Genomic DNA, 22,332 nt, shown 5'->3' with positions numbered 1-22,332 from the left:
TCGCAATGTTAGAAAGCAAATTGATCCAGCATATCGCCACCCAGTATCTGGATGGCGATCACGACGGCCTGAACGCTCAAACCCCGCTGTTTGAACTGAACGTCGTCGATTCCGCCTCCATTTTCGATCTGGTGGATTTTCTGCGTCAGGAGTCTCATGTCGCCATCGGCATGCATGAGATCCATCCGGCGAACTTCGCCTCGGTGCAGGCGATGGTCGCGCTGGTGCAACGGTTGCAAGCGCAAGTCGCCGCAGGGGGTGTCGCATGAGCGTTCACGCCGTCGATAGCGCCGCAAACGCGCATGAAGCCGTCCGGCAGTCGGTGCTGCACACCTTCGCCCGGCTGACCGAGTATGAACCGTCGGCACTGGCCCTGACCAGCCATCTGGAAAACGATTTGGGCGTCGACTCCATCGCGCTGGCGGAAATTGCCATGGTGCTGAACCGTCAGTTTCAATTAAATACGCCGCTGGAGATCCAGGAGATCAAAACCATTCAGGATGCGCTCGACGGTATTTTGCAGCGCGGTTTCACGCTGCCGACGCCGAACGCCGCCGCGCAACCTGCCCCCGAGACGCCTCAGGCCTGGTTGAGTGCTCTCGTGCGCCAGGTGTTCGCCACCCACAGCGGATATGAAGTGCGTGATCTGTCCCCCGACGCCGCCATCGAAGGCGACCTGGGCATCGACTCCGTCGCGGTGGTGATGGCGCGCAACGAGCTGCTCAAAACGCTGGGCCTGGACGATAACGCAGCGCTGGCGGAGTGCCGCACGTTGGCTGAGCTGGAGCACAACCTGGCGGCGCGGCTGGTTCAGGAACAGGGCGAAGCGTGGTTCAGCCGCTTTGGCCAGCACACCCCCGCGTCCGCTGCGCCGCAGCCCACCAAAGCGCCCGCGTCGCCGGACGCGCGCGATGAGCTCGGCGATCCGCGCACCATGCGGGACTTCGTCGGCATCGAGCACCCGGATTTGTTCCATAAAACGCGTGAGTTTGGCGCTTTTTATCGCGATAAAAAACAGCGTCAGCTTTACTGGTACGGCATGCCGCTTGAAACGCCGTGCAAAAACCGCGCGGTCATGTTCGACGAGATCACCGGCAAAAGCCGCGAATTTCTGATGTTCGGCTCCAACAGCTATCTGGGATTGTCGAACCATCCGGAAGTGATCCACGCCATCCAGGACGCCGCCGGCCTGTACGGCGCCACCAATACCGGGTGCCGCATCATCGCCGGCAGCAACGTGCTGCATCTGGAATTGGAGCGCAAACTGGCCAAGCTCAAAGGGCGCGAAGACTGCATCGTCTATCCGTCCGGCTACTCGGCCAACCTGGGATGCATCTCGGCTCTGACCAGCCGACACGACCTGGTGTTCACCGACGCCATCAACCACATGAGCATCCAGGACGGCTGCAAGTTGGCGGGCGCGCAGCGGAAAATTTATGACCACTCTTTGACCAGCCTTGAGAAATCGCTGGCCAAATACGCCGATCACCCCGGCGGCAAGCTGATCGTCACCGATGGCGTTTTCAGTATGCACGGCGATATCGTCGATCTGCCGCGCCTGATGAAGCTGGCCGAACGCTACGGCGCACGCGTATTGGTCGACGACGCGCACGCGACCGGCGTCTTGGGCAAAACCGGCTCGGGCACGGCGGAACACTTCAATATGAAAGGCCGGGTGGATCTCGAGCTGGGCACCATGAGCAAGGCGCTGTCGGGGTTAGGCGGCTTCGTTTGCGCCGATGGCGAAGTGGTCGAATACCTGCGTTTCTACTCCAACTCCTATGTGTTCGCCGCCACCATCCCCGCCGCAGTCGCCGCCGGCGTGATCGCCTCCATCGACGTGATGCTGCGTGAACCCGAGCGACTGGCCAAGCTGTGGGACAACATCTACTACTTCCGCACGCTGCTGCTTAACGCCGGCTTTGACCTTGAGCATTCCGACTCGGCCATCATTCCGGTGGTGGTGGGTGACGACGCCAAAACGCTGCTGTTCGGCCGCGCCGTCCGGGCGCGCGGGCTATTCTGCCAGACCGTGGTCTTCCCGGGCGTCAGCGTGGGTGACGCCCGCTTACGCATCAGCGTGACCAGTGAACACACGCGTGAAGATCTGGATGAAGCCTACGCCATTTTGGTGGCGGCGGCGCTGGAGACCGGCGTGCCGGTCAACGGCGATGTCCGACGGGAAGAGCGCGCACGCGCCGCCGAGGTCTGACATCATGGCAACCTTCATTTCACCGATACTGGAGGCCCTGTTCCGGCACGCCCGCCAAGCGCCGGAAAGCACCGCTCTGCTGTGCGGCGATCGGCGCTGGAGCTATCGTCGCCTGGCCGATCGCGCCTGCATGATGGCGGCGGCGCTGCGACATGCCGGGTTAAAGCAGCAGGCCGTGCTGCTCAACCTGCAGAAAGGGCCCGACGCCGTCGCCGCCATGTACGCATGTTGGCTGAGCGGCAACCACTATGTCCCTATCGATTTCAGCCAACCGACGGCGCGCATCGAACGCATTATCGCCGCCGCCTCACCCGCGCTGATCGTCGATGAGGGCTGGTTGAGCGCGCTCGATGGCCGCACCGATCTCGATGGCGCCTGGCCGGAAGCGATCGCCGCGCTCGGCTCCCCCCTCGCCGCCATTCTCTATACTTCAGGCTCCACAGGCACCCCGAAAGGGGTGCAAATCACCCATGACATGCTGACGTTTTTCATCGGCTGGGCCGTCAGCGATACGCAACTGACGGCGCGCGACGTGCTGGCCAATCATGCCAGTTTCGCCTTTGATCTGAGCACCTTCGATCTGTTCGCCGGCGTTTGCGCCGGCGCCGCGACCTGGATCGTGCGCGAAGATGAACAGAAAGATTGCCAGGCTCTCGTTCGCGGATTGCAAACGCACGGCGTCACTCTGTGGTACAGCGTACCTTCGATTTTAGCCATGCTGGAAAAGAGCGCGTTGCTGGCGCCATCGACGGTGAAAACGCTGCGCCAGGTCACGTTCGCCGGTGAGCCTTATCCGGCCGCCGCGCTGAGGCGTCTGGTTGCGCATCTGCCGGCCCGGTGCCGCGTCAGCAACTGGTATGGCCCGACGGAAACCAATGTCTGCACCGCCTACGCGCTGGATCGAACGCAGTTGGCGACGCTGGAGCAGATCCCCATCGGCCATCCGTTGCCCGGCTTGACGGCGCAGTTGGTCGATGAACAGGGGCGCCTGCAGCCGATTGACGGTACGCCGGGCCGACGCGGAGAATTGCTGATCGGCGGGCCGTGCGTGACCCCCGGCTACAGCAACGTCGCCTCATCGCGGCAAGCGCAATGGCATCCGCGCCAATGTCACGCGACCGGCGACTGGGTGGAGACGACGGCGAATGGGCTGGTCTACCGCGGCCGGCTGGACGACATGGTGAAAATCAACGGCTACCGGGTGGAATTGGGTGAGATTGAATCGATCCTTCATCACCATCCCTCGGTCAGCCAGGCCGCACTGTATGTCGAGCTCGGCGAGCTGAAGCAAAGACTGATAGCCGTGATCACCCTCCATCCCGGCGCGCTCCGCCCCAACCTGCTGGAGCTCAAGCAGTTCCTGCAGCCCAGGCTGCCCGCCTATATGCTCCCCAGCCAACTGGTGGTCGCCGACAGTCTGCCCACCAATGCCAACGGCAAGGTGGACAGAGGACGTTTGTCCGAGGTGAACGCGCGATGAACCAGGAAATTCATGCCGCGCCGCTGGTGCTGGTCGGCATCGGCTGCGCACTGCCCGGCATCGATCGTATCGATCTGTCCAACGGCGCCGCCTGGTCGGCGCTGTTCGACGCCCCGCCGCCGATGCCGTGGAGCGATGCGGCCGCGCCGATCCGCGGTCGCCAGATCGACGACGCCGCGTTTGATTTCAAAAAATTCGCCATCCCGCCGCTGTTTCGACTGGCGGTCAGCCGCGAGACCCGCCTGGCGCTGCAGGCCGCCTCCGCCGCCATGCAGCATCTGACGTTATCCGACGCGTTGCGCGACCGCTGCGATCAATTTTGCGCCACCCATTTGGGCAGTGATGCGGCCTATCGCAACGCCACCAAAATCGGCGCGCTGCGCAGGCTGGCCGAACGGCTTGACGCTCAGGGGCTCTCACCGGCAGCGGTCATGCGCCGGATTGACGATTACAAACAGCCGCTGGCCCAGGCGTTCGGCAGTTCATCCCACGATCGCGTAGGGGAAATGGCCTCCAGCATTCCCGCGCGCATCGCCCATTTCGCCCGCACGCGCGGTAAATGCCAAACCCTCGACGGCGCCGATCTGGGCGGCCTGCGCTTGCTGCAGTTGGCGCAAGACTGTTTTCGCCATGCCGACAGCCGCATGGCGGTGCTGACCGCCGTACAATGCTTCCACCATCAACCCCAGGCGGACATGCTGTTGGCGCAGGGCGTTTCCTCTTCGGCCTGTTGGCTGGAGGGGGCGATCAGCCTGGTCGTTTGCCCGTTGGACGTCGCTCAGGAACAGGGATGGCCAGCGATAGCGCAATTGTCGACCCTGATCGCCGAACGACAGGATGCCGCGCCGAGCGCCGGCTATTTTGCCGGCGCCAATCAGGTTTTCTGCCATCTCCTCGACATGCTGTTGCAACGGCAACAGACGTGCGCCGGCCACTCGTTCACCGGCTACCGCTGGCGGATTGACGCGGCGTCTCCCCCCTCATTAAAACCGACGGCTTCGCCACGCATCAGCATCATCGACTATCAGCCCATCACCGCGCAGGGGCTGGATAAAGCGCGTTTCTGGCAGGCCTTGCGCAACGGTGAGGACGCCCTGCGCGATCACAGCCCCGAGCAGTTGCACCCCGGCGCCTTCGTGCGACCCACGCCGCAAAAGCTCAGCGCCTACACCGCTCATGCCATGTGCTTCCCAACGCACGATCCGGTGCGGCTTGAGCTGACGCGGCCTATGATGCCGGCCAAAAAGCAGCGCCTCGACGTCACACAACTGCACGCCCTCAACGGCTGCGCGGCGTGGCCCGACAGCCTGCGACGCTTTGAACGCATCGCCATTATCGTCGCCAGCAACCTGTCTTTGAGCGCCGATCGACAACAGGCCATGAACGCGCTGTGGCCGGCATTGCCTTCCGCCGACGTCCCCCTTTCGCCACCGCCCCAACCCGCGATCAACCGCTGGAGCTGGCATGGCGCCTGCGGCCTCGGCACCGCGCAGCTGTTGGCGCAACAGCTCGGCGTCGAGGCGGACTGCTACGCGGTCGAGGCGGCCTGCGCCAGTTCGCTGGCCGCCTTGCACAATGCGGTCAGGGCGTTACAGGCCGGCCGCTACGATGCGGTGCTCGTCGGCGGCATAGAAACGGCGACGCTCGAACGCGATATGGTGCTGTGCAGCGCGCAAATGATGCTTTCCGCTTCGCGTATGCGACCTTTCGCCCGACAAGCCGACGGTTTTACTCCCGGCGACGGTGGCGGCTTCTTCATTCTGACCGGCCAGGCGACATCGCGGGCCATCGCCACCATCGAAGCGATATCGGGATCTTGCGACAGCTATTCCATGACCGCGCCCGATCCCGAGGGCCAGGCGTTGGCAATCGAAAAAACCCAGAGCCTGAGCGCCGTCGAAGCGCGCCAGATACAGTATCTCGAAGCGCACGGCACCGGCACCGAACTGGGCGATCGGGCAGAAGTCGCGTCATTGCATCAGGGGTATCACCGCGCCGCACGCGCCCCTTTGTACATCGGTTCGGTGAAGTACAACTTCGGCCACTGTTTCGCCGGCGCCGGTGCGCTCAGCCTGTGTAAAGTGCTGAGCGCTTTCGAACACGGTCAAATCCCGCCCACGCCGGTGGCGACATTGAATGCCGAACTGCCGCTGGCGGCGATCCCGGCCGAAATCCCACAAATCGCGCTCGACTGGCCACAGGGTGAAGACGGGCGTCGGGCGGCGATCAACGGCTTTGGCACCGGTGGCATCAATTACCATTTGCTTATCCATCAACCCATTTAAAAAGGCCGCCCAGATGCACATTATCGTCCATAAGATTCGGCTAAAAGACATCGCCCACCGCGCCGCGTTTCGCGACTGGGTGGAGACGACCGATTACCAGGCTTGTCGCCACCTCGATGCGGTACGCGCCTTCGATGTCATCGAAGTCAGCCCTTCGGCGGAGGCGCCGTTTCACTTTATCGAAATCATTCAGCTGAACTCGCTGAAAATGTTCGAGCGCGAGATGCAAACCCCGCTGTTTCAAAGCCTGGTTGAACGCTTTAATCAGTTGGCGGAAGTCGTTGACGAAATCAGCGGAGAACGCATCGCCGATGGTTATCGAGCTTAGCGTGGCGCCACGTATCGTCATCGCGCTGGGCGGCCCCCACCGCTGCGCCGCCGTTCGGGGATTGCGGCATCTGTCGGCGGTGAAAAACCACGCGCGGGCACAGGCCATCGCGCTGCTGAACCGGACATGGTGCCGGGGGGACGCGACCGGCTTTACGCTGCGCCATAAGGCGAGTGGACAACCGTTCGGCGAACACCTCCTGCTGGGACGCCGCCACGTTTCTCTCAGCCATTCGCATGCCTGGTACGCCAGCGCCACCGGCGATATCCCGCTCGGCATCGATCTGCAGCATTATCGCCCCTTCTCCGGCGCGGCGCTGCGCTGGGCCTTTGGCGAGGCGGAACAGCGATTGGGACGCATACAGGCCTGCGCCGTCTGGGCCATTCGCGAAGCATTTTTAAAAAGCCACGGCCGCGGCCTGCCCTACGAATTGCGGACGATCGGCATCGACTGGCACACCGGGTTGGTCTCAAGCGCCGACGGCAGTTTGGCGAGCAGACGCTTCTGGCTGTGGCGCAGCCTGGACTGGGCATGCGCACTCTGCTTTCCGGCGGAGGAAAGCATGTCGTTCAGAGCGAACGTTACCGTATTTTCCCTGCCCGCCCCTTCCGCTTTCGGAGCCTTATCATGACCCAAGACCTTTTCGCCGCGGCGCTGCAACAGGCCGTGGACATCGCGCGGCAGGCGCCCTCTTCACACAACTGCCAACCCTGGTCTCTCCACTATGACACCGCCGCCCGATGTGGCCGGTTGGCTATCGACCGCCGTCGCGCTTTGCAGAGCCTGCCTTCGCTGGAACGCGAGATGCTGATGAGCTGCGGGATTTTCTTCGAGTACCTCAGCGCGCTGCTCAACTGTGCAGGCACGCCTCTCGCCTGGCGTTGGGAGCATGGCTCCACGCATTTACTGAGCTTTGCCCCCGCCGCGCCTGCCGCGCCCGATCGCGCCGCCCATCGCCAATTGGCGCAGCTGATCGGCGAGCGGCATACCGCACGGGCGGCCTATCAGCCTACGCCAATCAATGAAGCGCAGCGGATGCAGCTGCAGACCTTGTTCGACGGAACGGCGAGTTCGCTCAGTATCGCAGGTGACGAACGCGCTCGCCGTCGGGTCGCGCAGCTCACCGCTCGTCACGCCGCGCTCGATTTCTCGGATCGCCAAGCCTGGCGCGAAACCTATCAATACATCCGCTTCAACGAACGGCAGCCTACCGACGACGGTTTTCACCTGCACCACCTGTTTGGCCCGGTATCCCCAGCATTCAAGCGCTTCTTCCAAGTGGCGTTTCATCCTCGCTTAAGCCGGCTGGCGACCGGGCTGCGCTTGCCGGCTTATATGGCGCAAGGGCTGGCGCAACGCGTCGCGGAAGGCCCGCAATACCTGGCGCTGTGTCTGAACGACGAAAGTGCCGAGCACCTGTTCGCCACCGGCATGCGGCTTGGACGTCTGTGGCTCACGCTGCAACACTGGGGTTGGGGATTGCATCCGATCAGCGTTCTGGTGCAACACGCCGAGGCGCGTCGCGAGCTCGCAGCAACCCTGGCGCTCAGCGCTCCCCCGGTGTTTTTTGCCCGCTTCGGCCACCTGCAACAATGGGGCAGCGCAGCGCCCAGACGCAGCTGGCAAAGCATTTTGACCGCGCCGCCATCCGGCGAATGCGCGCCCCCGGGGAACGATTCCCCCTAATCCGTTGAGGAGAACACAATGAACGTATGGATTGCTTTGGCCGCTGTTTTGTTGATCCTTGCCCTGCTGGCGTTTATTACCAGCCGCGGCGCTCAGGACACTCGCCCGATGTTTCTGTGGGGGTTCAACGCCATGGGGCCGGTTACCCTGGTCTATTGCTATTTCGGCGAGGGCGATCTGAGCCACAAAGCCCTGATCCTTGTCATGGTCGGCCTGTACCTGCTGCGCATGAACATCGTGCTGACACGTTGGTACGGCAACACCGCCGCGGCCAAACTCAAGGACGTGATGCCCACGCAGCAGGTGCCATGGCTGGCGGTGATGATGGTCATGATCTTCGGCGGCCTGTACTGCCTGCCCTTCTACTGGGCCAGCCAGCTGCAGGGGCCGTGGGGCGCGCTGCAATGGCTGGCCATTGGGGTCTACCTGATAGGCACGCTGTTCCACTTCGGCAGCGATTATCAAAAACGGCGCTTCAAACAGGATCCGAACAATAAAGGCCGGCTGCTGAACAGTGGCTTTTGGGGGTTGGCGCGCCATCCGAATTATTTCGGCGACTTTCTTATTTTCGTCAGCTTCGGGCTGCTTGCCGGCAACCTGTTTGGCCTGATCGCACCGCTGACTAACCTGGTGCAGTATTTCGCCGACGCCATTCCCAAAAGCGAGAAAATGGCAGAGAAGCGCTACGGCGAGGTTTGGCGCAACTATAAACGCCAGGTTAAATGTTTCATTCCTTTCGTGCTGTAACCCCAACGCGGCAGCGCGGCTCGGGCAAGCCGACCGCGCTGCCGCCGATAAAACACCTTGTTATACAACACAAAACGACCGTCACGCCCGCGCAAGTAAAAACCGCCTTGACCTTACCCTTGCTGGAAGGTTTAAGCTCCCTTCTTAGTGAAAACAGGTCAGGCGGTCAACCTTTAAACACCGCCCTTAAGCAAGGAGTCCAATCATGTCACACACCACTATGCTGGCATTGCAGGGGCTGTCCTGCATGAACTGCGCGCAACGGGTGAAAAAAGCCCTGGAAAGCCGCAGCGATGTCGAACAGGCGGACGTTAACGTGCATTACGCCAAAGTGACCGGCGAAGCGCCGGACAGCGCATTGATCGACAGCGTGATCGCCGCCGGTTATCAGGCCGAAGTCGCGCCGCGCGCCGATACCGAACTGCAGCTGAGCGGCCTGAGCTGCATGCACTGCGTCGGCAGCACCCGCAAGGCGCTGGAAGCGGTGCCGGGCGTGTTCGCCGCCGAGGTCGAGATCGACAGCGCGAAAGTGTACGGCGATGCCGATCCGCAGGCGCTGATCGCCGCAGTAGAACACGCCGGTTATCACGCCAGCGTGGCGGGCGCCGCCGCCCCAAAAACTGAGCCGTTGACTGACGCAACACCTTCGTTGCCGGACGTTCAGCCAGCGGCGCAACCTTCCCTTCCGGCAACCGACAGCGCGGACGACAGCGTACAGCTGCTGCTCAGCGGCATGACCTGCGCCAGCTGCGTCAATAAAGTGCAGCAGGCGCTGCAAAGCGTACCCGGCGTAGAGCACGCGCGCGTCAACCTGGCGGAACGCAGCGCGCTGGTGACCGGCGCCGCCGATGCGCAAGCGCTGGTGGCGGCGGTGGAAAAAGCCGGCTACGGCGCCGAGATGATTCAGGACGAGACCGAACGTCGCGAACGCCAGCAGCAGACCGCACGCGCCAACATGAAGCGCTTTAGCTGGCAGGCGGCGCTGGGGCTGGCGTTGGGTATCCCGCTGATGGCCTGGGGGCTGTTCGGCGGCAGCATGACGCTGACGCCGGAAACCCAGCGCCCCTGGCTGCTGGTCGGCGTCATCACCCTGGCGGTGATGGTGTTCGCCGGCGGACACTTCTACCGCAACGCCTGGCGCGCGCTGATGAACGGCAGCGCCACCATGGATACTCTGGTGGCGCTCGGCACCGGCGCCGCCTGGCTTTACTCGATCGCCGTCAACGTTTGGCCCGATTTCTTCCCGATGGCGGCGCGCCACCTCTATTACGAGGCCAGCGCGATGATCATCGGTTTGATCAACCTCGGCCATGCGCTGGAGCAGCGCGCTCGCCAGCGTTCTTCACAGGCGCTGGAGCGGCTGCTGGATCTGACGCCGCCCACCGCCCGGCTGGTGACCGACGACGGTGAGCGCGATATCCCGCTGGCGGAGGTGCAGCTCGGCATGACGCTGCGGCTGACTACCGGCGATCGCGTGCCGGTCGACGGTGAAATCGTACAGGGCGAAGTCTGGCTCGATGAAGCGATGCTGACCGGCGAAGCGGTGCCGCAGCAGAAAGGCGCCGGCGATACGGTACATGCCGGGACGGTGGTCGACGACGGCAGCGTGCTGTTCCGCGCCGCCGCCATCGGCAGCCAAACCACGCTGGCGCGCATCATCAAACTGGTGCGTCAGGCGCAGAGCAGCAAACCGGCGATTGGCCAACTGGCTGACCGCGTCTCGGCGGTGTTCGTGCCAGCGGTAGTGGCTATCGCCCTGTTCAGCGCGGCGATATGGTACTTCTTTGGCCCGCAGCCGCAGCTGGTCTATACGCTGGTGATCGCCACCACGGTGCTGATCATCGCCTGCCCGTGCGCATTGGGTCTGGCGACGCCGATGTCGATCATCTCCGGCGTCGGCCGCGCGGCGGAGTTCGGCGTGCTGGTGCGCGACGCCGACGCCCTGCAGCAGGCCAGCCAACTGGACACCCTGGTGTTCGACAAAACCGGCACCCTGACCGAAGGGAAACCGCAGGTGGTGGAGATCCTGACCTTCAATCAGGTCAGCGAACAGCAGGCGATCGGCTGGGCCGCCGCGCTGGAACAAGGCTCCAACCACCCGCTGGCGCGCGCCATCATGGAACGCGCCGCCGGGCAAACGCTGCCGCAGGTCGCGCAGTTCCGCACCCTGCGCGGCGCCGGCGTCAGCGGGGAGATCGACGGCGTGCAGGTGCTGCTGGGCAACGCCGCGCTGCTGGAACAGCATCAGGTCGCGACCGCCGAACTGGATGCGCCGATGCGCGCCCAGGCCGAACGCGGCGTAACGCCGGTGCTGCTGGCCGTGGACGGTAAACCGGCCGCGCTGTTCGCCATTCGCGATCCGCTGCGCGAGGACAGCGTCGCGGCGCTGCAGCGCCTGCACCAGCAGGGGTATCAGCTGGTGATGCTGACCGGCGACAACCCGGTAACCGCCAACGCCATCGCCAAAGAGGCCGGTATCGATCGGGTGATTGCCGGCGTGCTGCCGGACGGCAAAGCGGCGGCGATCAAACAGTTGCAGGCGCAGGGCCAGCGCGTGGCGATGGTCGGCGACGGCATCAACGACGCCCCGGCGCTGGCGCAGGCCGACGTGGGCATCGCGATGGGCGGCGGCAGCGACATCGCCATCGAGACCGCCGCCATCACCCTGATGCGCCACAGCCTGCACGGCGTAGCGGATGCGGTGGAGCTGTCGAAGGCCACGCTGCGCAACATGAAGCAGAACCTGTTCGGCGCCTTTATCTACAATACGCTGGGCATTCCGATCGCCGCCGGCGTGCTCTACCCGCTGACCGGCACGCTGCTCAGCCCGGTGGTGGCGGGCGCGGCGATGGCGCTGTCGTCCATTACCGTGGTCAGCAACGCCAACCGGTTGCTGCGTTTTAAACCGCAGAAGTGATCGCCGGGGCGCCGTCATGGCGCCCCGCTGTTTTCCGGGCTTTCCTGCGCGGCGGATAGCGTTTAGCATGAATAACGATTTCCCCTCGCCTTTCATGCTGAAACGCGCACCCGTTATTCAGGAGCCACGCCGTATGGGTCAACTGTTACGCCGCCTCGCCGCCTTTCTCGGCCTGATCTCGCCCAAGCGTTACGCTTATCCGGCGTTGGACATCACCCTGCCTGGCGATCGTCGGCTGCATCTGGTGGGCAGCATCCATATGGGCACCGTCGATATGTCGCCGTTGCCGCCCCGGCTGGCCGCCCGGCTGCAGCAGGCCGACGCGCTGATCGTCGAAGCCGATATCACCGACTCCGCCTCCCCTTTCGACCACGCCGAGCTGCAGCCGGAGCTGGAACAGCGCCTGTCCGCCGAAGAATATCAACGGTTGCTGGCGCTGTGCCATGAGCTGGGCGCCGACCCGCACGCCTTCGCTACCCTGCCCGGCTGGCAGGTGGCGCTGATGATGCAGGCGCGCCAGGCTCAGCGTTTGGGGCTGCGCGCGGAATATGGCGTGGACTATCAGCTGCTGCAGGCCGCCCGGGCGCAGGACAAACCGGTGATCGAGCTGGAAGGCGCGCAGCAGCAGCTGGCGATGCTGGAACAATTGCCGGAGGGCGGCATTGCGCTGCTGCGCGATACGCTGGAGCACTGGCATACCAACGCGCGGCTGCTGCAAACCATGGTGAGCTGGTGGCTGGACGCCAAACCGCGCGGTACGCTGGACACGCTGCCCGCCACCTTCAGCGCCGGGCTGTATGACGTGCTGATGCATCAGCGCAATCGCGACTGGCGGCATCAGCTGGAGGCGCTGCCTGCCGGTGACTATGTGGTGGCGGTTGGCGCATTGCACCTGTACGGCGAGGATAACCTGCCGGCGATGCTGCAGCCGCAGGGGTAAAAAAGAGGCCAATATCGCTATTGGCCAGTCAAAGAGGAATTTCTTGTATTCTAGTTATACGCATAGCAACCGTGTTAACGGTTACAGTAAACAGGGTAGCAACCCGGTGAATATCTTGGCAACCCGCTTTATGTAACAGCCGCTCAGGTTGCCGGGCAGGTTGGATTTTTGTATTTTTAAGGCTGGTTATCACCCTTTCCCCGCCGGGGACATTTTGGACAACACATCATGACGCCCGCAGTCGTTCTGCTTGAGAAACAAAAGGTCGCCTTCACCCTCCATCCTTATCACCACGACAGCGACGAAACCAACTTCGGCGACGAGGCGGTGAGAAAGCTGGGGCTGGATGCCGATCGGGTTTACAAAACCTTGCTGGTGGCGCTGAACGGCGACGCCAAACACCTGGCGGTGGCAGTCACCCCGGTCGCGACCCAGTTGGACCTGAAGAAGGTCGCCCGCGCGCTCGGCGCCAAAAAGGCCGAGATGGCCGATCCGCAGTTGGCGCAGCGCGTCACCGGTTATCTGGTGGGCGGCATCAGCCCGCTGGGGCAGAAAAAACGGCTGCCGACGGTGATCGACAGCCCGGCGCAAGCGTTCGCCACCATCTACGTTTCCGGCGGCAAACGCGGGCTGGACATCGAACTGGCCGCCGCCGATCTGTGCCGCCTGCTGGCCGGCAGCTTCGCCGACATCGCCAAACGCGACTGACGCCGCGCGCTCAGCGGCACACCACCGTGGCGTCACAGGCCGCCAGCGTCTCCACCAGGCGGTCCTCCAGCGCCTTCACCTGCGCGCCGGGCACCAGATAGTTATTGCTGATGATGGCGAATGCCAGCGGCCGCCCGGTCGCCGAATCGACATAGCCGCTGAGCGACGATACGCCGGTCATGGAACCGCTCTTGGCGTGGGCGCGCCCCGCCGCCGCGCTGTTCACCATGCGGCTTTGCAGCGTGCCGCCCACCAGCAACCCCGGCTCGCCCGCGACGGGCAAGGCGTGATACCAGTCGGCAAACCACGGCTGTTTTCTGGCCGCCAGCAGCAGCGTCGTCAGCTGTTGCGGCGTGATCTGGTTCATGCGCGACAGCCCGGAACCGTCCACCTGGCGATACGCGTCGGCCGCGACGCCCTGGCTTTGCACAAATCCGTTTATCGCCTGAAGGCCGGCGGCCCAATCCCCTTTACCCTGCGTCTTGCGGCCCATCGCCTTGGTCAATATCTCGCCGTAGCCGTTATTGGAGACTTTCAGGAAGGTGACGACCAGGCGGGAGAGCGGCGGCGAGGTTTTTTCCGCCAGCAGCTGTGCGCCGGCCGGCGTCACGCCCTCTTCAACCTTGCCGCGCAGGGTGATGCCGTGCGCGCGCAGAGCATGTTGCAATAAAGCGCCGACGACAAGGAACGGTTGATCGACGGTAATCAATCGCGAGCTGGCCTCCGCCTGCGCGGCGATGGTGCCGCTGACCACGATCCGGTTGCTGCCCGGCCGGCGCTCGTACGTCAGCGCGGTGTCACTGCCGGTGGTGGTGCGGTTGACCAGCGTCACCGCGTCATTGGCGGGATAGAAGCTCACCCGTCCCGGCGCGCCGGCGCGGGCGCCCGGCCGCACCGCCACCTGCACCACGTTGATATCGCCGCCGGGAGTAAAGGCGTAGTTCAGCGCCGAGATCGGCGCAGCGAAGGCGAAAGGTTCATCGTCCCAGCTCCAACCGGCGCCGAATGGCGTCTGATCGAAGGCGCCGGCATCCAGCAACAACCGCCCCTGTATATGACGGATGCCGCGCTTCGCCAGCGCTGCGGCGAAGGTGTCGAGATCGTCCGGATGCAGCGTCGGATCGCCGCTGCCCTGCAGATAGAGATCCCCTCGCAAGGTGTCGCCGCGCTGCTCGCCGGCGGTCAACAGCCGGGTTTCAAAGCGATAATCGGCCCCCAGCACGCCGAACGCCGCCAGAGAAGTGAACATCTTCATGTTGGAAGCCGGCGCCAAACGCTGATCCGCGTGCGCCTGATACAGTACCTTGCCACTCTCGGCATCGCGCACCATCACGCCGCTCGACGCCCCAACCAGCGCCTTGTCCTGGCCGATGGCCGCCAGCGCCTGGCTGAGGGTTTGTTCGTGACGTTGGCCGGATGACGAACACCCCGCCAGCGCCACGATGGCGGGCAGCAGCCAGCCTGCGGTTTTCAACATGTCATCTTCCTGTTTGCGTTATCAAAACCAAATTGTCGCTCAGGCTATCATTGGAAGGCGGCGGCGGCGACTTTTGCGTGCGTTTGGGGCGGGGTTTTCGGCGGGAAAACAGGCGGCCCGCCCATGGGGCAGGCCGCTGCGGTGGCGATTAGCGATAAACGATTTCGCCCTTCGGTTCGTAAGCCGCCGCATCCAGCGGCGAGTGTTTCTCGATGTATTGCTTCAGCACTTCGGCGTCGATAAAGCCGGTGTTGACGTAGCTCGGCAGCCCGTCCAGCTTCGGATAGCCGTCGCCGCCCAGCGCGTTGAAGTTCAGCGTCGCCATGCGGTAAATTTTATCCGCCTGCAGCGGCTGGCCATTGATCTTCACCTCGCTGACGCCCTTGCCGTCCGCCACCAGGCTGACGTTGGCGAACTGGGCGTAGGCGCCGGAATCCGGCTTCATGTTGGCCACCACCGCCAGATACTCCTCAACCTCGCTGCCTTTCATATCGACATGCACCAGGGTGTTGCCGAACGGCTGCACCTTGAGCACATTCTTGTAGGTGATATCGCCGCTTTCAATCGAATCGCGCACCCCGCCGCCGCTCATCACGGCGAAGTCGGCGTCGGCGCGCTCCCTCTGCGCGGCCAGCATCACCCGCGCCAGGTTGGTCTGCACGAAGCGCACCTTGCTGCGGTCGCCTTCAAGCTTGCCGTTGACGCTGCCGATCTTCACTTCCAGCTGCGCCTTGCCCTTATCCTGGAACGGCGTCAGCAGCTTCATCATGGCCGGATCTTCCGCAATCTGCCGGGTGTAGTACACCCGCTCGCTGGTGCCGTCCGCTTTCTCCACTTTCTTCTTCAGGTTCACCGGGATCAGCTGATAATGCACCAGCTTCAGCTCGCCGTTGCGGAATTCGAAATCGGCGCGCCCCACGTATTTGCCCCACTCGTGCGCCTGCACGATCCAGGTGCCGTTCTGGCGATCCGGCGAGCACGGCGTGCCCGGCACATAATCCGCCTGTTTGCGGTTGTCGCCGGCCATGCACACCGGATCCTGCGAGTGGCCGCCGACGATCATGTCGAGATATCCGGCCGGCAGGCTGCGCGCCATCTCTACGTCGCCCGGCGCGTTAGAGCCGTGTTCGCCGTTGTCATAGTGCCCCATGTGGGTGGCGGCGATAATCACGTCCGGCTTCTCGTCCTTACGCAGTTGCTCCACCACCTGCTTCGCCTCCTGCGCCGGCACGCGGAACTCCATGTCGGTGAAGTACTCCGGGTTGCCTATCTTGGCGGTATCGTCGGTCGTCAGGCCGATCACCGCGATCTTGATGCCCTGCTTGTCGAACAGGGCGTAAGGCTTGAACAGGCGCTGGCCGGTGCTTTTCTGGTAGATGTTGGCGGACAGCAGCGGGAAGGTCGCCCACTTCTCTTGCTGGCGCAGCACGCTCAGCGGGTTGTCGAATTCGTGGTTACCGATCGCCATCGCGTCGTAACCCACCAGGTTCATGCCGCGGAAGTCCGGCTCGGCGTCCTGCAGATCCGATTCCGGCACGCCGGTATTGATATCGCCGCCGGACAACAACAGCAGGCTGCCACCCTGCGCCGCCACTTCCTGACGAATGCCGTCCACCAGCGTTTTCTGCGCGCCCAGGCCATATTCGCCGTGATCGTTCTGCCAGAAGTGACCGTGATGATCGTTGGTGTGCAGAATGGTGATGGCGTAGGTCTTATCCTTTTCCCAGGCACTGGCGGCCCCCGACAGCAACGTCAGGGAAACGGCCAACGCGCATGCGGTGGTTTTCAGCGAAAAACGCATGGCGGATCTCCGTGTATTAAATGGCTTTTATGATGAGGCCGAAATTGTAGCGCGAATTAATGACAGCTGATTTCAATTTTTTGCGATGTGAGTCTGATTATTTCAGATATGGTAAAAATTGAACGTCCTGCCTAAGATGTCATCTCTGTGCTCAACAACTTACCAGGCTAATAATAATATGACCGACAGTAGCCAAAGCGCGATACCGCCCGCCAAAGGCAGTGCGGTGAAAGGCACCGCCTTCTCCATCCTTGGCGCCATCAGCGTGTCTCACCTGCTCAACGATATGATCCAGTCGCTGATCCTGGCGATTTACCCGATCCTGCAAGCCGATTTCCACCTCAGCTTCGTGCAGATCGGCATGATTACCCTGACCTATCAGCTAACGGCTTCGCTGCTGCAACCGCTGATCGGCTATTACACCGATAAACACCCGCAGCCTTACTCGCTGCCGATCGGCATGGGCTTTACCCTGTCCGGCCTGCTGCTGCTGTCGGTGGCGAGCACCTTCCCGCTGGTGCTGCTGGCGGCGGCGCTGGTGGGCACCGGCTCATCGGTCTTCCACCCGGAATCCTCGCGCGTGGCGCGCATGGCCTCCGGCGGGCGGCACGGCCTGGCGCAGTCGCTGTTCCAGGTCGGCGGCAACTTCGGCAGCTCGCTCGGCCCGCTGCTGGCGGCGCTGATCATCGCGCCTTACGGCAAGGGCAACGTCGCCTGGTTCTCACTGGCGGCACTGCTGGCGATCGTGGTGTTGCTGCAGGTCAGCAAGTGGTATCAACATCAGCATCGGGCAACTAAAGGGCAGCCGAAAAGCCCGTCGCTGCTGAAACCGCTGCCAAAACGTACCGTGGCCTACTCGCTGGGCATCCTGCTGGTGCTGATTTTCTCCAAATACTTCTATCTGGCCAGCATCAGCAGCTATTACACCTTTTATCTGATACATAAGTTCGGTGTTTCGGTGCAGAATGCCCAAATTCACCTGTTCGCCTTCCTGTTTGCGGTAGCAGCAGGCACCATTATCGGCGGGCCTCTTGGCGACAAGATAGGGCGTAAATACGTGATTTGGGGCTCTATTCTCGGCGCTGCACCATTTACCCTTGTTTTACCCTATGCATCCCTCTATTGGACCGGCATTTTGACGGTGATCATCGGGGTTATTCTCGCCTCGGCGTTCTCCGCCATTCTGGTCTACGCTCAGGAGCTGATCCCCGGTAAAGTGGGCATGGTTTCCGGCTTATTCTTCGGTTTTGCTTTCGGTATGGGCGGGTTAGGTGCGGCAGTTCTTGGTTATGTCGCCGATTTGACCAGTATCGAACTGGTCTACCAAATCTGTGCTTTCCTGCCACTGATCGGCATTATTACCGCGCTACTGCCCAATATGGAGCATAAAGCGCAATAACCCCGCTGTCTGCCCGGATGAAATTATTTATTCATCCGGGTTATCCTACGGATAAATCAATGTTATTTGGTTTATCTGCCACAAAACCCCCTCATTGCCATGCCTTAAGTGAAATCCTCTGCTTTTTTACAAAAAAGGCCAAATTAGCCAAGCAAGCCGCGAACAAATGCAATAAACTAAATGTATCTTTTCGTAACTTTGTTGCGTTTCTCCCGTGCCGCGATGCATAGCCAGAAGGAGTATGGATGCATAATTCAACACCGCTCATCACCACCATCGTCGGAGGGTTAGTACTCGCCTTCCTCCTCGGCATGCTGGCGAACCGCCTGCGCATCTCCCCTCTGGTGGGGTATCTGGCCGCAGGGGTGCTCGCCGGCCCGTTCACCCCCGGTTTCGTCGCCGACACCTCACTGGCGCCGGAACTGGCGGAAATCGGCGTTATCCTGTTGATGTTCGGTGTTGGCCTGCACTTCTCTTTGAAAGACCTCCTCGCAGTAAAATCTATCGCCATTCCCGGCGCCGTGGCGCAGATAGCCGTCGCTACCCTGCTCGGCATGGGGCTGTCCAAGCTGCTCGGCTGGGATCTGATCTCCGGTCTGGTGTTCGGCCTCTGCCTCTCCACCGCCAGCACCGTGGTGCTGCTGCGCGCCCTGGAGGAACGGCAACTGATCGACAGCCAGCGCGGGCAAATCGCCATCGGCTGGCTGATCGTCGAAGATTTGGCGATGGTGCTGACGCTGGTATTGTTGCCGGCCTTCGGCAATATGCTGGGCAATGACAACGCCAGCAGCAGCCAGCTGCTGATGGAGCTGGCGCTGACCATCGGTAAAGTCATCGCCTTCATCGCGCTGATGATCGTGGTCGGCCGCCGCCTGGTGCCGTGGATCCTGTCGAAAACCGCCAGCACCGGCTCGCGCGAGCTGTTCACCCTGGCGGTATTGGCGCTGGCGCTCGGCATCGCCTACGGCGCGGTGAAGCTGTTCGACGTCTCCTTTGCGCTGGGCGCCTTCTTCGCCGGCATGGTGCTGAACGAGTCCGAGCTGAGCCACCGCGCAGCGCACGACACCCTGCCGCTGCGCGACGCGTTCGCGGTGCTGTTCTTCGTCTCGGTCGGCATGCTGTTCGATCCGATGATCGTGATTAACGAACCGCTGGCGGTGCTGGCGACGCTGGCGATCATCGTGTTCGGCAAATCCGCCGCCGCGTTCCTGCTGGTGAAAATGTTCGGTCACTCCAAGCGCACCGCGCTGACCATTTCCGCCAGCCTGGCACAGATCGGCGAGTTCGCCTTTATTTTGGCGGGCCTCGGCATCGCGCTCGGCATGATGTCGGAGCACGGCCGCAATCTGGTGCTGGCCGGCGCCATTCTGTCCATCATGCTCAACCCGCTGTTGTTCACCCTGCTGGAACGCTATCTGGCCAAAACCGAAACCATCGAAGAGCAAATCCTCGAAGAGGCGGTGGAAGAAGAGAAACAGATCCCGGTGGATATGTGCAATCACGCGCTGGTGGTCGGTTACGGCCGCGTCGGCAGCCTGCTGGGCGGCAAACTGGCCGAGGCGGGCATTCCGCTGGTGGTGATCGAGAATTCCCGCCCGCGGGTGGAAGCGTTGCGCGAACAGGGTATCAAGACGGTGCTGGGCAACGCCGCCAATCCGGAAGTGATGGATCTGGCTAGGCTCGACTGCGCGCGCTGGCTGCTGCTGACCATCCCCAACGGCTACGAGGCCGGCGAGATCGTCGCCTCGGCGCGCGCCAAGCGGCCGAATATCGAGATCATCGCCCGCGCCCACTACGACGATGAAGTGGCCTACATCACCGATCGCGGCGCCAATCAGGTGGTCATGGGCGAACGCGAGATCGCCAACAGCATGCTGAACATCCTGCAGCTGGACACCCTGAGCGAAGAAGAAAAAATGGGCGGCTGCCCGATCTGAGGCACCGCGCATAAAAAAAGGTCCGGCATGCCGGACCTTTTCTTTTTCAGCGGGTTAACGCTCCCAGTAGGACTCTTCCAGGCTGTCTTCCCGCTCCGGCAGGCCGCGCGTGAGGCGTGGCGAATGCTGGTTCAACACCTGGTAGCTGACGCGGTTGGCGTATTTGCACACCTGCGCCAGGGAGGAGTAGGTCAGGTAACTGCGCACATGCTTGCTGGAGTTCGGCACGTTGTGGCGGTGATAGCCGTTGGCGGCGATATCGTGCAGCAACGCCGACAGCGCGCCGTCGCCGGCGCCGTTGGTGTTCATGATCTTCTCCGGCCCGCCCATATACGGCGCGATATGCGAATAAACGCGCAGCGGATTTTCACAGTGCTCGCGGCGCATGGCGCGGCTGAACTCGTAGCGGTTGAACTCGGCGATATGCCCCGGCAGCAGCGGGTGCTGGGTCTGGCGCTTATTGGCTTCTTCGGTGTAGCCCGCCATATACAGGCCATTCGGCCCGGCGGTGCACAGCACCAGATCCACCCACTCCAGCGCCATGTCCGAGGCGGTCAGCGGATCGCTCAGCCCGGTCAGCTCCAGCGCTTCGTCTTCGTTCATCGCCAGAATCGTCACATTTTCCTTCAGGAAGTCGCGCCACCACTGCGGGTTGTCGGCAATGACGTACTTGGTGCCCAGGGTCAGCACCACCGGCACATCGTGTTTTTTGGCGTACTCGATCGCCTGCAGGGTAGCGTCCTTTATCGGCTCCCCTTCCTTGCAGCGCACCAGGTAAGAACTCAGCACCAGCGCCGACGCGCCGGCGATCACCTCTTCAGGAATGCTTTCCGGGCGCAGCTGGTTCATCTGGCCGGGGTTGATGGCGAAGGTGCGCTCGCCGCTTTCGCCGATCAGCGTGAAACAGCGGCCGATGGCGCCATCAACGCCCTGCAAATAGTTAAGATCGGTGCGGCTGGAGGTATTGCACAGATAACGGTAGGCGTAGCTGCCGATTTTCACGTTGCTGCACATCACGCCGAGCAGCACCGAACGGTCGTCCGCCAGCACCGAATAGTTGTGCATGGTATTGCCGATGGTGCCGCCGGCGAACTGATGGGTGACCAGGTTGTTTTCATTCAGTTCCTGATACAGCGCCTCGGCGACGTCGTCTTCGATCACCAAAGAGTGGCCCAGGCTCAGGCCGTAACGCTGGACAAAAGCATCGTCCACTTTTGCCTCGATATCCACCAGCGTCTGGTCGATGCCGACAATATACGAGGTGCTGATTTCACTTTCGGGCTGGGCCTGCTGCAGAAGCGGATCGCGGGCGCTCACCGGAAAATAGTGTTTGGACTTGCGTTTACCAGGAAATTTCATGTGATTGGCGGTGGTGACGGTTTAACAAGCGGAGAATGTTAACACATCCCCGCCCGATCACGATGCACCTAATAGACAGATTATGGATGATTACAGACGCTGCGCCACCAGCTGCTGCATCATGTCGATATGCGCCGGCTCGTCGTTCAACGCCGAGATATATTCAAACTTCTCGCCGCCGGCCTTAAGGAAGATCTCGCGGTTCTGCTCTTTGATCTCTTCCAGCGTTTCCAGGCAGTCTGCCGAGAAGCCGGGGCAAATCAGTTGAATGTGCTTCACGCCCTGCGCCGGCAACCCCTTCAGGGTTTCATCGGTGTACGGCGTCAGCCACGGCTCGCGGCCGAAGCGCGATTGGTACGTCATCATCACCCGCTCCGGCGCCAGCGGCAGCGTGGCGCTCAGCGCGCGCAGCGTATCCTCGCAGCGCTGCGGGTAGTCGTCGCCGAGCCGCGCATAGCGCTTGGGGATGCCGTGGAACGACAACACCAGCCGGTCCGGCTGGCCGTGCTCGGCGAACGAGCGCTCCACGCTTTGCTGCAGCGCGGCGATATAGGCCGGGTGTTCGGCGTAGTCGCGAATGAAGGCCACCGACGGCAAGCGGCGATAACCTTTCAGCACCCGCGCCACGCCATCCCATACCGCCGCGCTGGTGGAACAGGAATATTGCGGATAGAGCGGTAGCACCACCAGGTTGGTCACGCCCTGCGCCAGCAGCTTGTCGATGGCTTCCGCCAGGCTTGGCGAACCGTAGCTCATGCCCAGCTCCACCGGCGTATTCGGCATGCGCGCCGCCAGCGCCCGCTGTTGGCGGCGGCTGTACACCAGCAGTGGCGAGCCCTCTTCCATCCACACCGACTGATAGAGTTTCGCCACGCGCGGTGAGCGGATCGGCAGGATCGCGCCGTTGAGGATCGGCCACCAAATCAGCGGCGCCGTGTCGACCACGCGATCGTCACTGAGGAATTCCTTCAGATAGCGTTTGACCGCCGACGAGGTCGGCGCATCTGGCGTGCCCAGGTTCACCAGCAATACGCCGTGTTTCTCTTGCTTCATCTC

The 22,332-nt window shown here is 62.5% G+C and carries 17 protein-coding genes; 13 read left to right on the top strand and 4 right to left on the bottom strand.

Annotated elements, in window-relative coordinates:
* Positions 1–5 precede the first annotated feature (5 nt).
* From AC2CGI_RS19130 to ybaK, 11 genes are all read left to right on the top strand, one after another.
* The gene (locus AC2CGI_RS19130) at positions 6–269 is read left to right on the top strand and encodes an acyl carrier protein (protein ID WP_004940224.1); all 264 of its coding nucleotides are present in this window, start codon (positions 6–8) and stop codon (positions 267–269) included.
* Positions 266–2,212, top strand: a complete 1,947-nt coding sequence (locus AC2CGI_RS19125) for an aminotransferase class I/II-fold pyridoxal phosphate-dependent enzyme (RefSeq protein WP_075685313.1) — start codon at positions 266–268, stop codon at positions 2,210–2,212. Before AC2CGI_RS19130 ends, AC2CGI_RS19125 begins: the two co-directional genes overlap by 4 nt.
* 4 nt (positions 2,213–2,216) lie before the next feature.
* Complete coding sequence (pigI, locus tag AC2CGI_RS19120) at positions 2,217–3,692, top strand: L-proline--[L-prolyl-carrier protein] ligase PigI (RefSeq protein WP_226882938.1); 1,476 nt, start codon at positions 2,217–2,219, stop codon at positions 3,690–3,692.
* Positions 3,689–5,977, top strand: a complete 2,289-nt coding sequence (gene pigJ, locus AC2CGI_RS19115) for a prodigiosin MBC biosynthesis protein PigJ (protein ID WP_076740496.1) — start codon at positions 3,689–3,691, stop codon at positions 5,975–5,977. Before pigI ends, pigJ begins: the two co-directional genes overlap by 4 nt.
* A gap of 13 nt (positions 5,978–5,990) precedes the next feature.
* Positions 5,991–6,305, top strand: coding sequence for a RedY-like protein (locus AC2CGI_RS19110; RefSeq protein ID WP_004940233.1), 315 nt, complete (start codon positions 5,991–5,993; stop codon positions 6,303–6,305).
* On the top strand, positions 6,289–6,936 hold the full coding sequence (locus AC2CGI_RS19105; protein ID WP_075685309.1) for a 4'-phosphopantetheinyl transferase family protein: 648 nt from the start codon (positions 6,289–6,291) through the stop codon (positions 6,934–6,936). The genes AC2CGI_RS19110 and AC2CGI_RS19105 overlap by 17 nt, the downstream gene beginning before the upstream one ends.
* Entirely contained in the window at positions 6,933–7,991 is a 1,059-nt protein-coding gene (locus AC2CGI_RS19100) for a nitroreductase family protein (RefSeq protein WP_076740497.1), read from the top strand. The genes AC2CGI_RS19105 and AC2CGI_RS19100 overlap by 4 nt, the downstream gene beginning before the upstream one ends.
* 18 nt (positions 7,992–8,009) lie before the next feature.
* The gene (locus AC2CGI_RS19095; protein ID WP_021504656.1) at positions 8,010–8,738 is read left to right on the top strand and encodes a DUF1295 domain-containing protein; all 729 of its coding nucleotides are present in this window, start codon (positions 8,010–8,012) and stop codon (positions 8,736–8,738) included.
* A 205-nt stretch (positions 8,739–8,943) separates the two neighbouring features.
* Positions 8,944–11,655, top strand: coding sequence for a copper-exporting P-type ATPase CopA (gene copA / locus AC2CGI_RS19090; RefSeq protein WP_076740498.1), 2,712 nt, complete (start codon positions 8,944–8,946; stop codon positions 11,653–11,655).
* A gap of 133 nt (positions 11,656–11,788) precedes the next feature.
* On the top strand, positions 11,789–12,595 hold the full coding sequence (locus AC2CGI_RS19085; protein ID WP_015376874.1) for a TraB/GumN family protein: 807 nt from the start codon (positions 11,789–11,791) through the stop codon (positions 12,593–12,595).
* A gap of 228 nt (positions 12,596–12,823) precedes the next feature.
* Positions 12,824–13,303, top strand: coding sequence for a Cys-tRNA(Pro)/Cys-tRNA(Cys) deacylase YbaK (gene ybaK / locus AC2CGI_RS19080; protein WP_004940240.1), 480 nt, complete (start codon positions 12,824–12,826; stop codon positions 13,301–13,303).
* A 10-nt stretch (positions 13,304–13,313) separates the two neighbouring features.
* On the opposite strand, the gene dacB is transcribed toward ybaK, so the two are convergent.
* Both dacB and ushA read right to left on the bottom strand, forming a co-directional pair.
* Positions 13,314–14,780 carry a D-alanyl-D-alanine carboxypeptidase/D-alanyl-D-alanine endopeptidase gene (gene dacB / locus AC2CGI_RS19075; RefSeq protein WP_076740499.1) on the bottom strand — a complete coding sequence of 489 codons (1,467 nt, stop codon included), beginning with the start codon at positions 14,778–14,780 and terminating at the stop codon, positions 13,314–13,316.
* Positions 14,781–14,928: 148 nt separating this feature from the next.
* On the bottom strand, positions 14,929–16,581 hold the full coding sequence (gene ushA / locus AC2CGI_RS19070; RefSeq protein WP_076740500.1) for a bifunctional UDP-sugar hydrolase/5'-nucleotidase UshA: 1,653 nt from the start codon (positions 16,579–16,581) through the stop codon (positions 14,929–14,931).
* Positions 16,582–16,759: 178 nt separating this feature from the next.
* Here ushA and AC2CGI_RS19065 point away from each other — a divergent pair, with 178 nt between their 5' ends.
* Both AC2CGI_RS19065 and ybaL read left to right on the top strand, forming a co-directional pair.
* Entirely contained in the window at positions 16,760–17,980 is a 1,221-nt protein-coding gene (locus AC2CGI_RS19065) for an MFS transporter (RefSeq protein WP_004940244.1), read from the top strand.
* Positions 17,981–18,225: 245 nt separating this feature from the next.
* Positions 18,226–19,917, top strand: coding sequence for a YbaL family putative K(+) efflux transporter (ybaL, locus tag AC2CGI_RS19060; RefSeq protein WP_004940247.1), 1,692 nt, complete (start codon positions 18,226–18,228; stop codon positions 19,915–19,917).
* Positions 19,918–19,971: 54 nt separating this feature from the next.
* Here ybaL and AC2CGI_RS19055 read toward each other — a convergent pair whose 3' ends face one another.
* Both AC2CGI_RS19055 and hemH read right to left on the bottom strand, forming a co-directional pair.
* Positions 19,972–21,276, bottom strand: coding sequence for an inosine/guanosine kinase (locus AC2CGI_RS19055; protein WP_004940249.1), 1,305 nt, complete (start codon positions 21,274–21,276; stop codon positions 19,972–19,974).
* Positions 21,277–21,366: 90 nt separating this feature from the next.
* Complete coding sequence (gene hemH / locus AC2CGI_RS19050) at positions 21,367–22,329, bottom strand: ferrochelatase (RefSeq protein ID WP_004940253.1); 963 nt, start codon at positions 22,327–22,329, stop codon at positions 21,367–21,369.
* Positions 22,330–22,332 lie beyond the last annotated feature (3 nt).

Source organism: Serratia sp. LSHTC3 (assembly GCF_057197125.1).
Note: the sequence above shows the minus strand (reverse complement) of the source record. Positions and strands in the feature narration are given on the sequence as shown.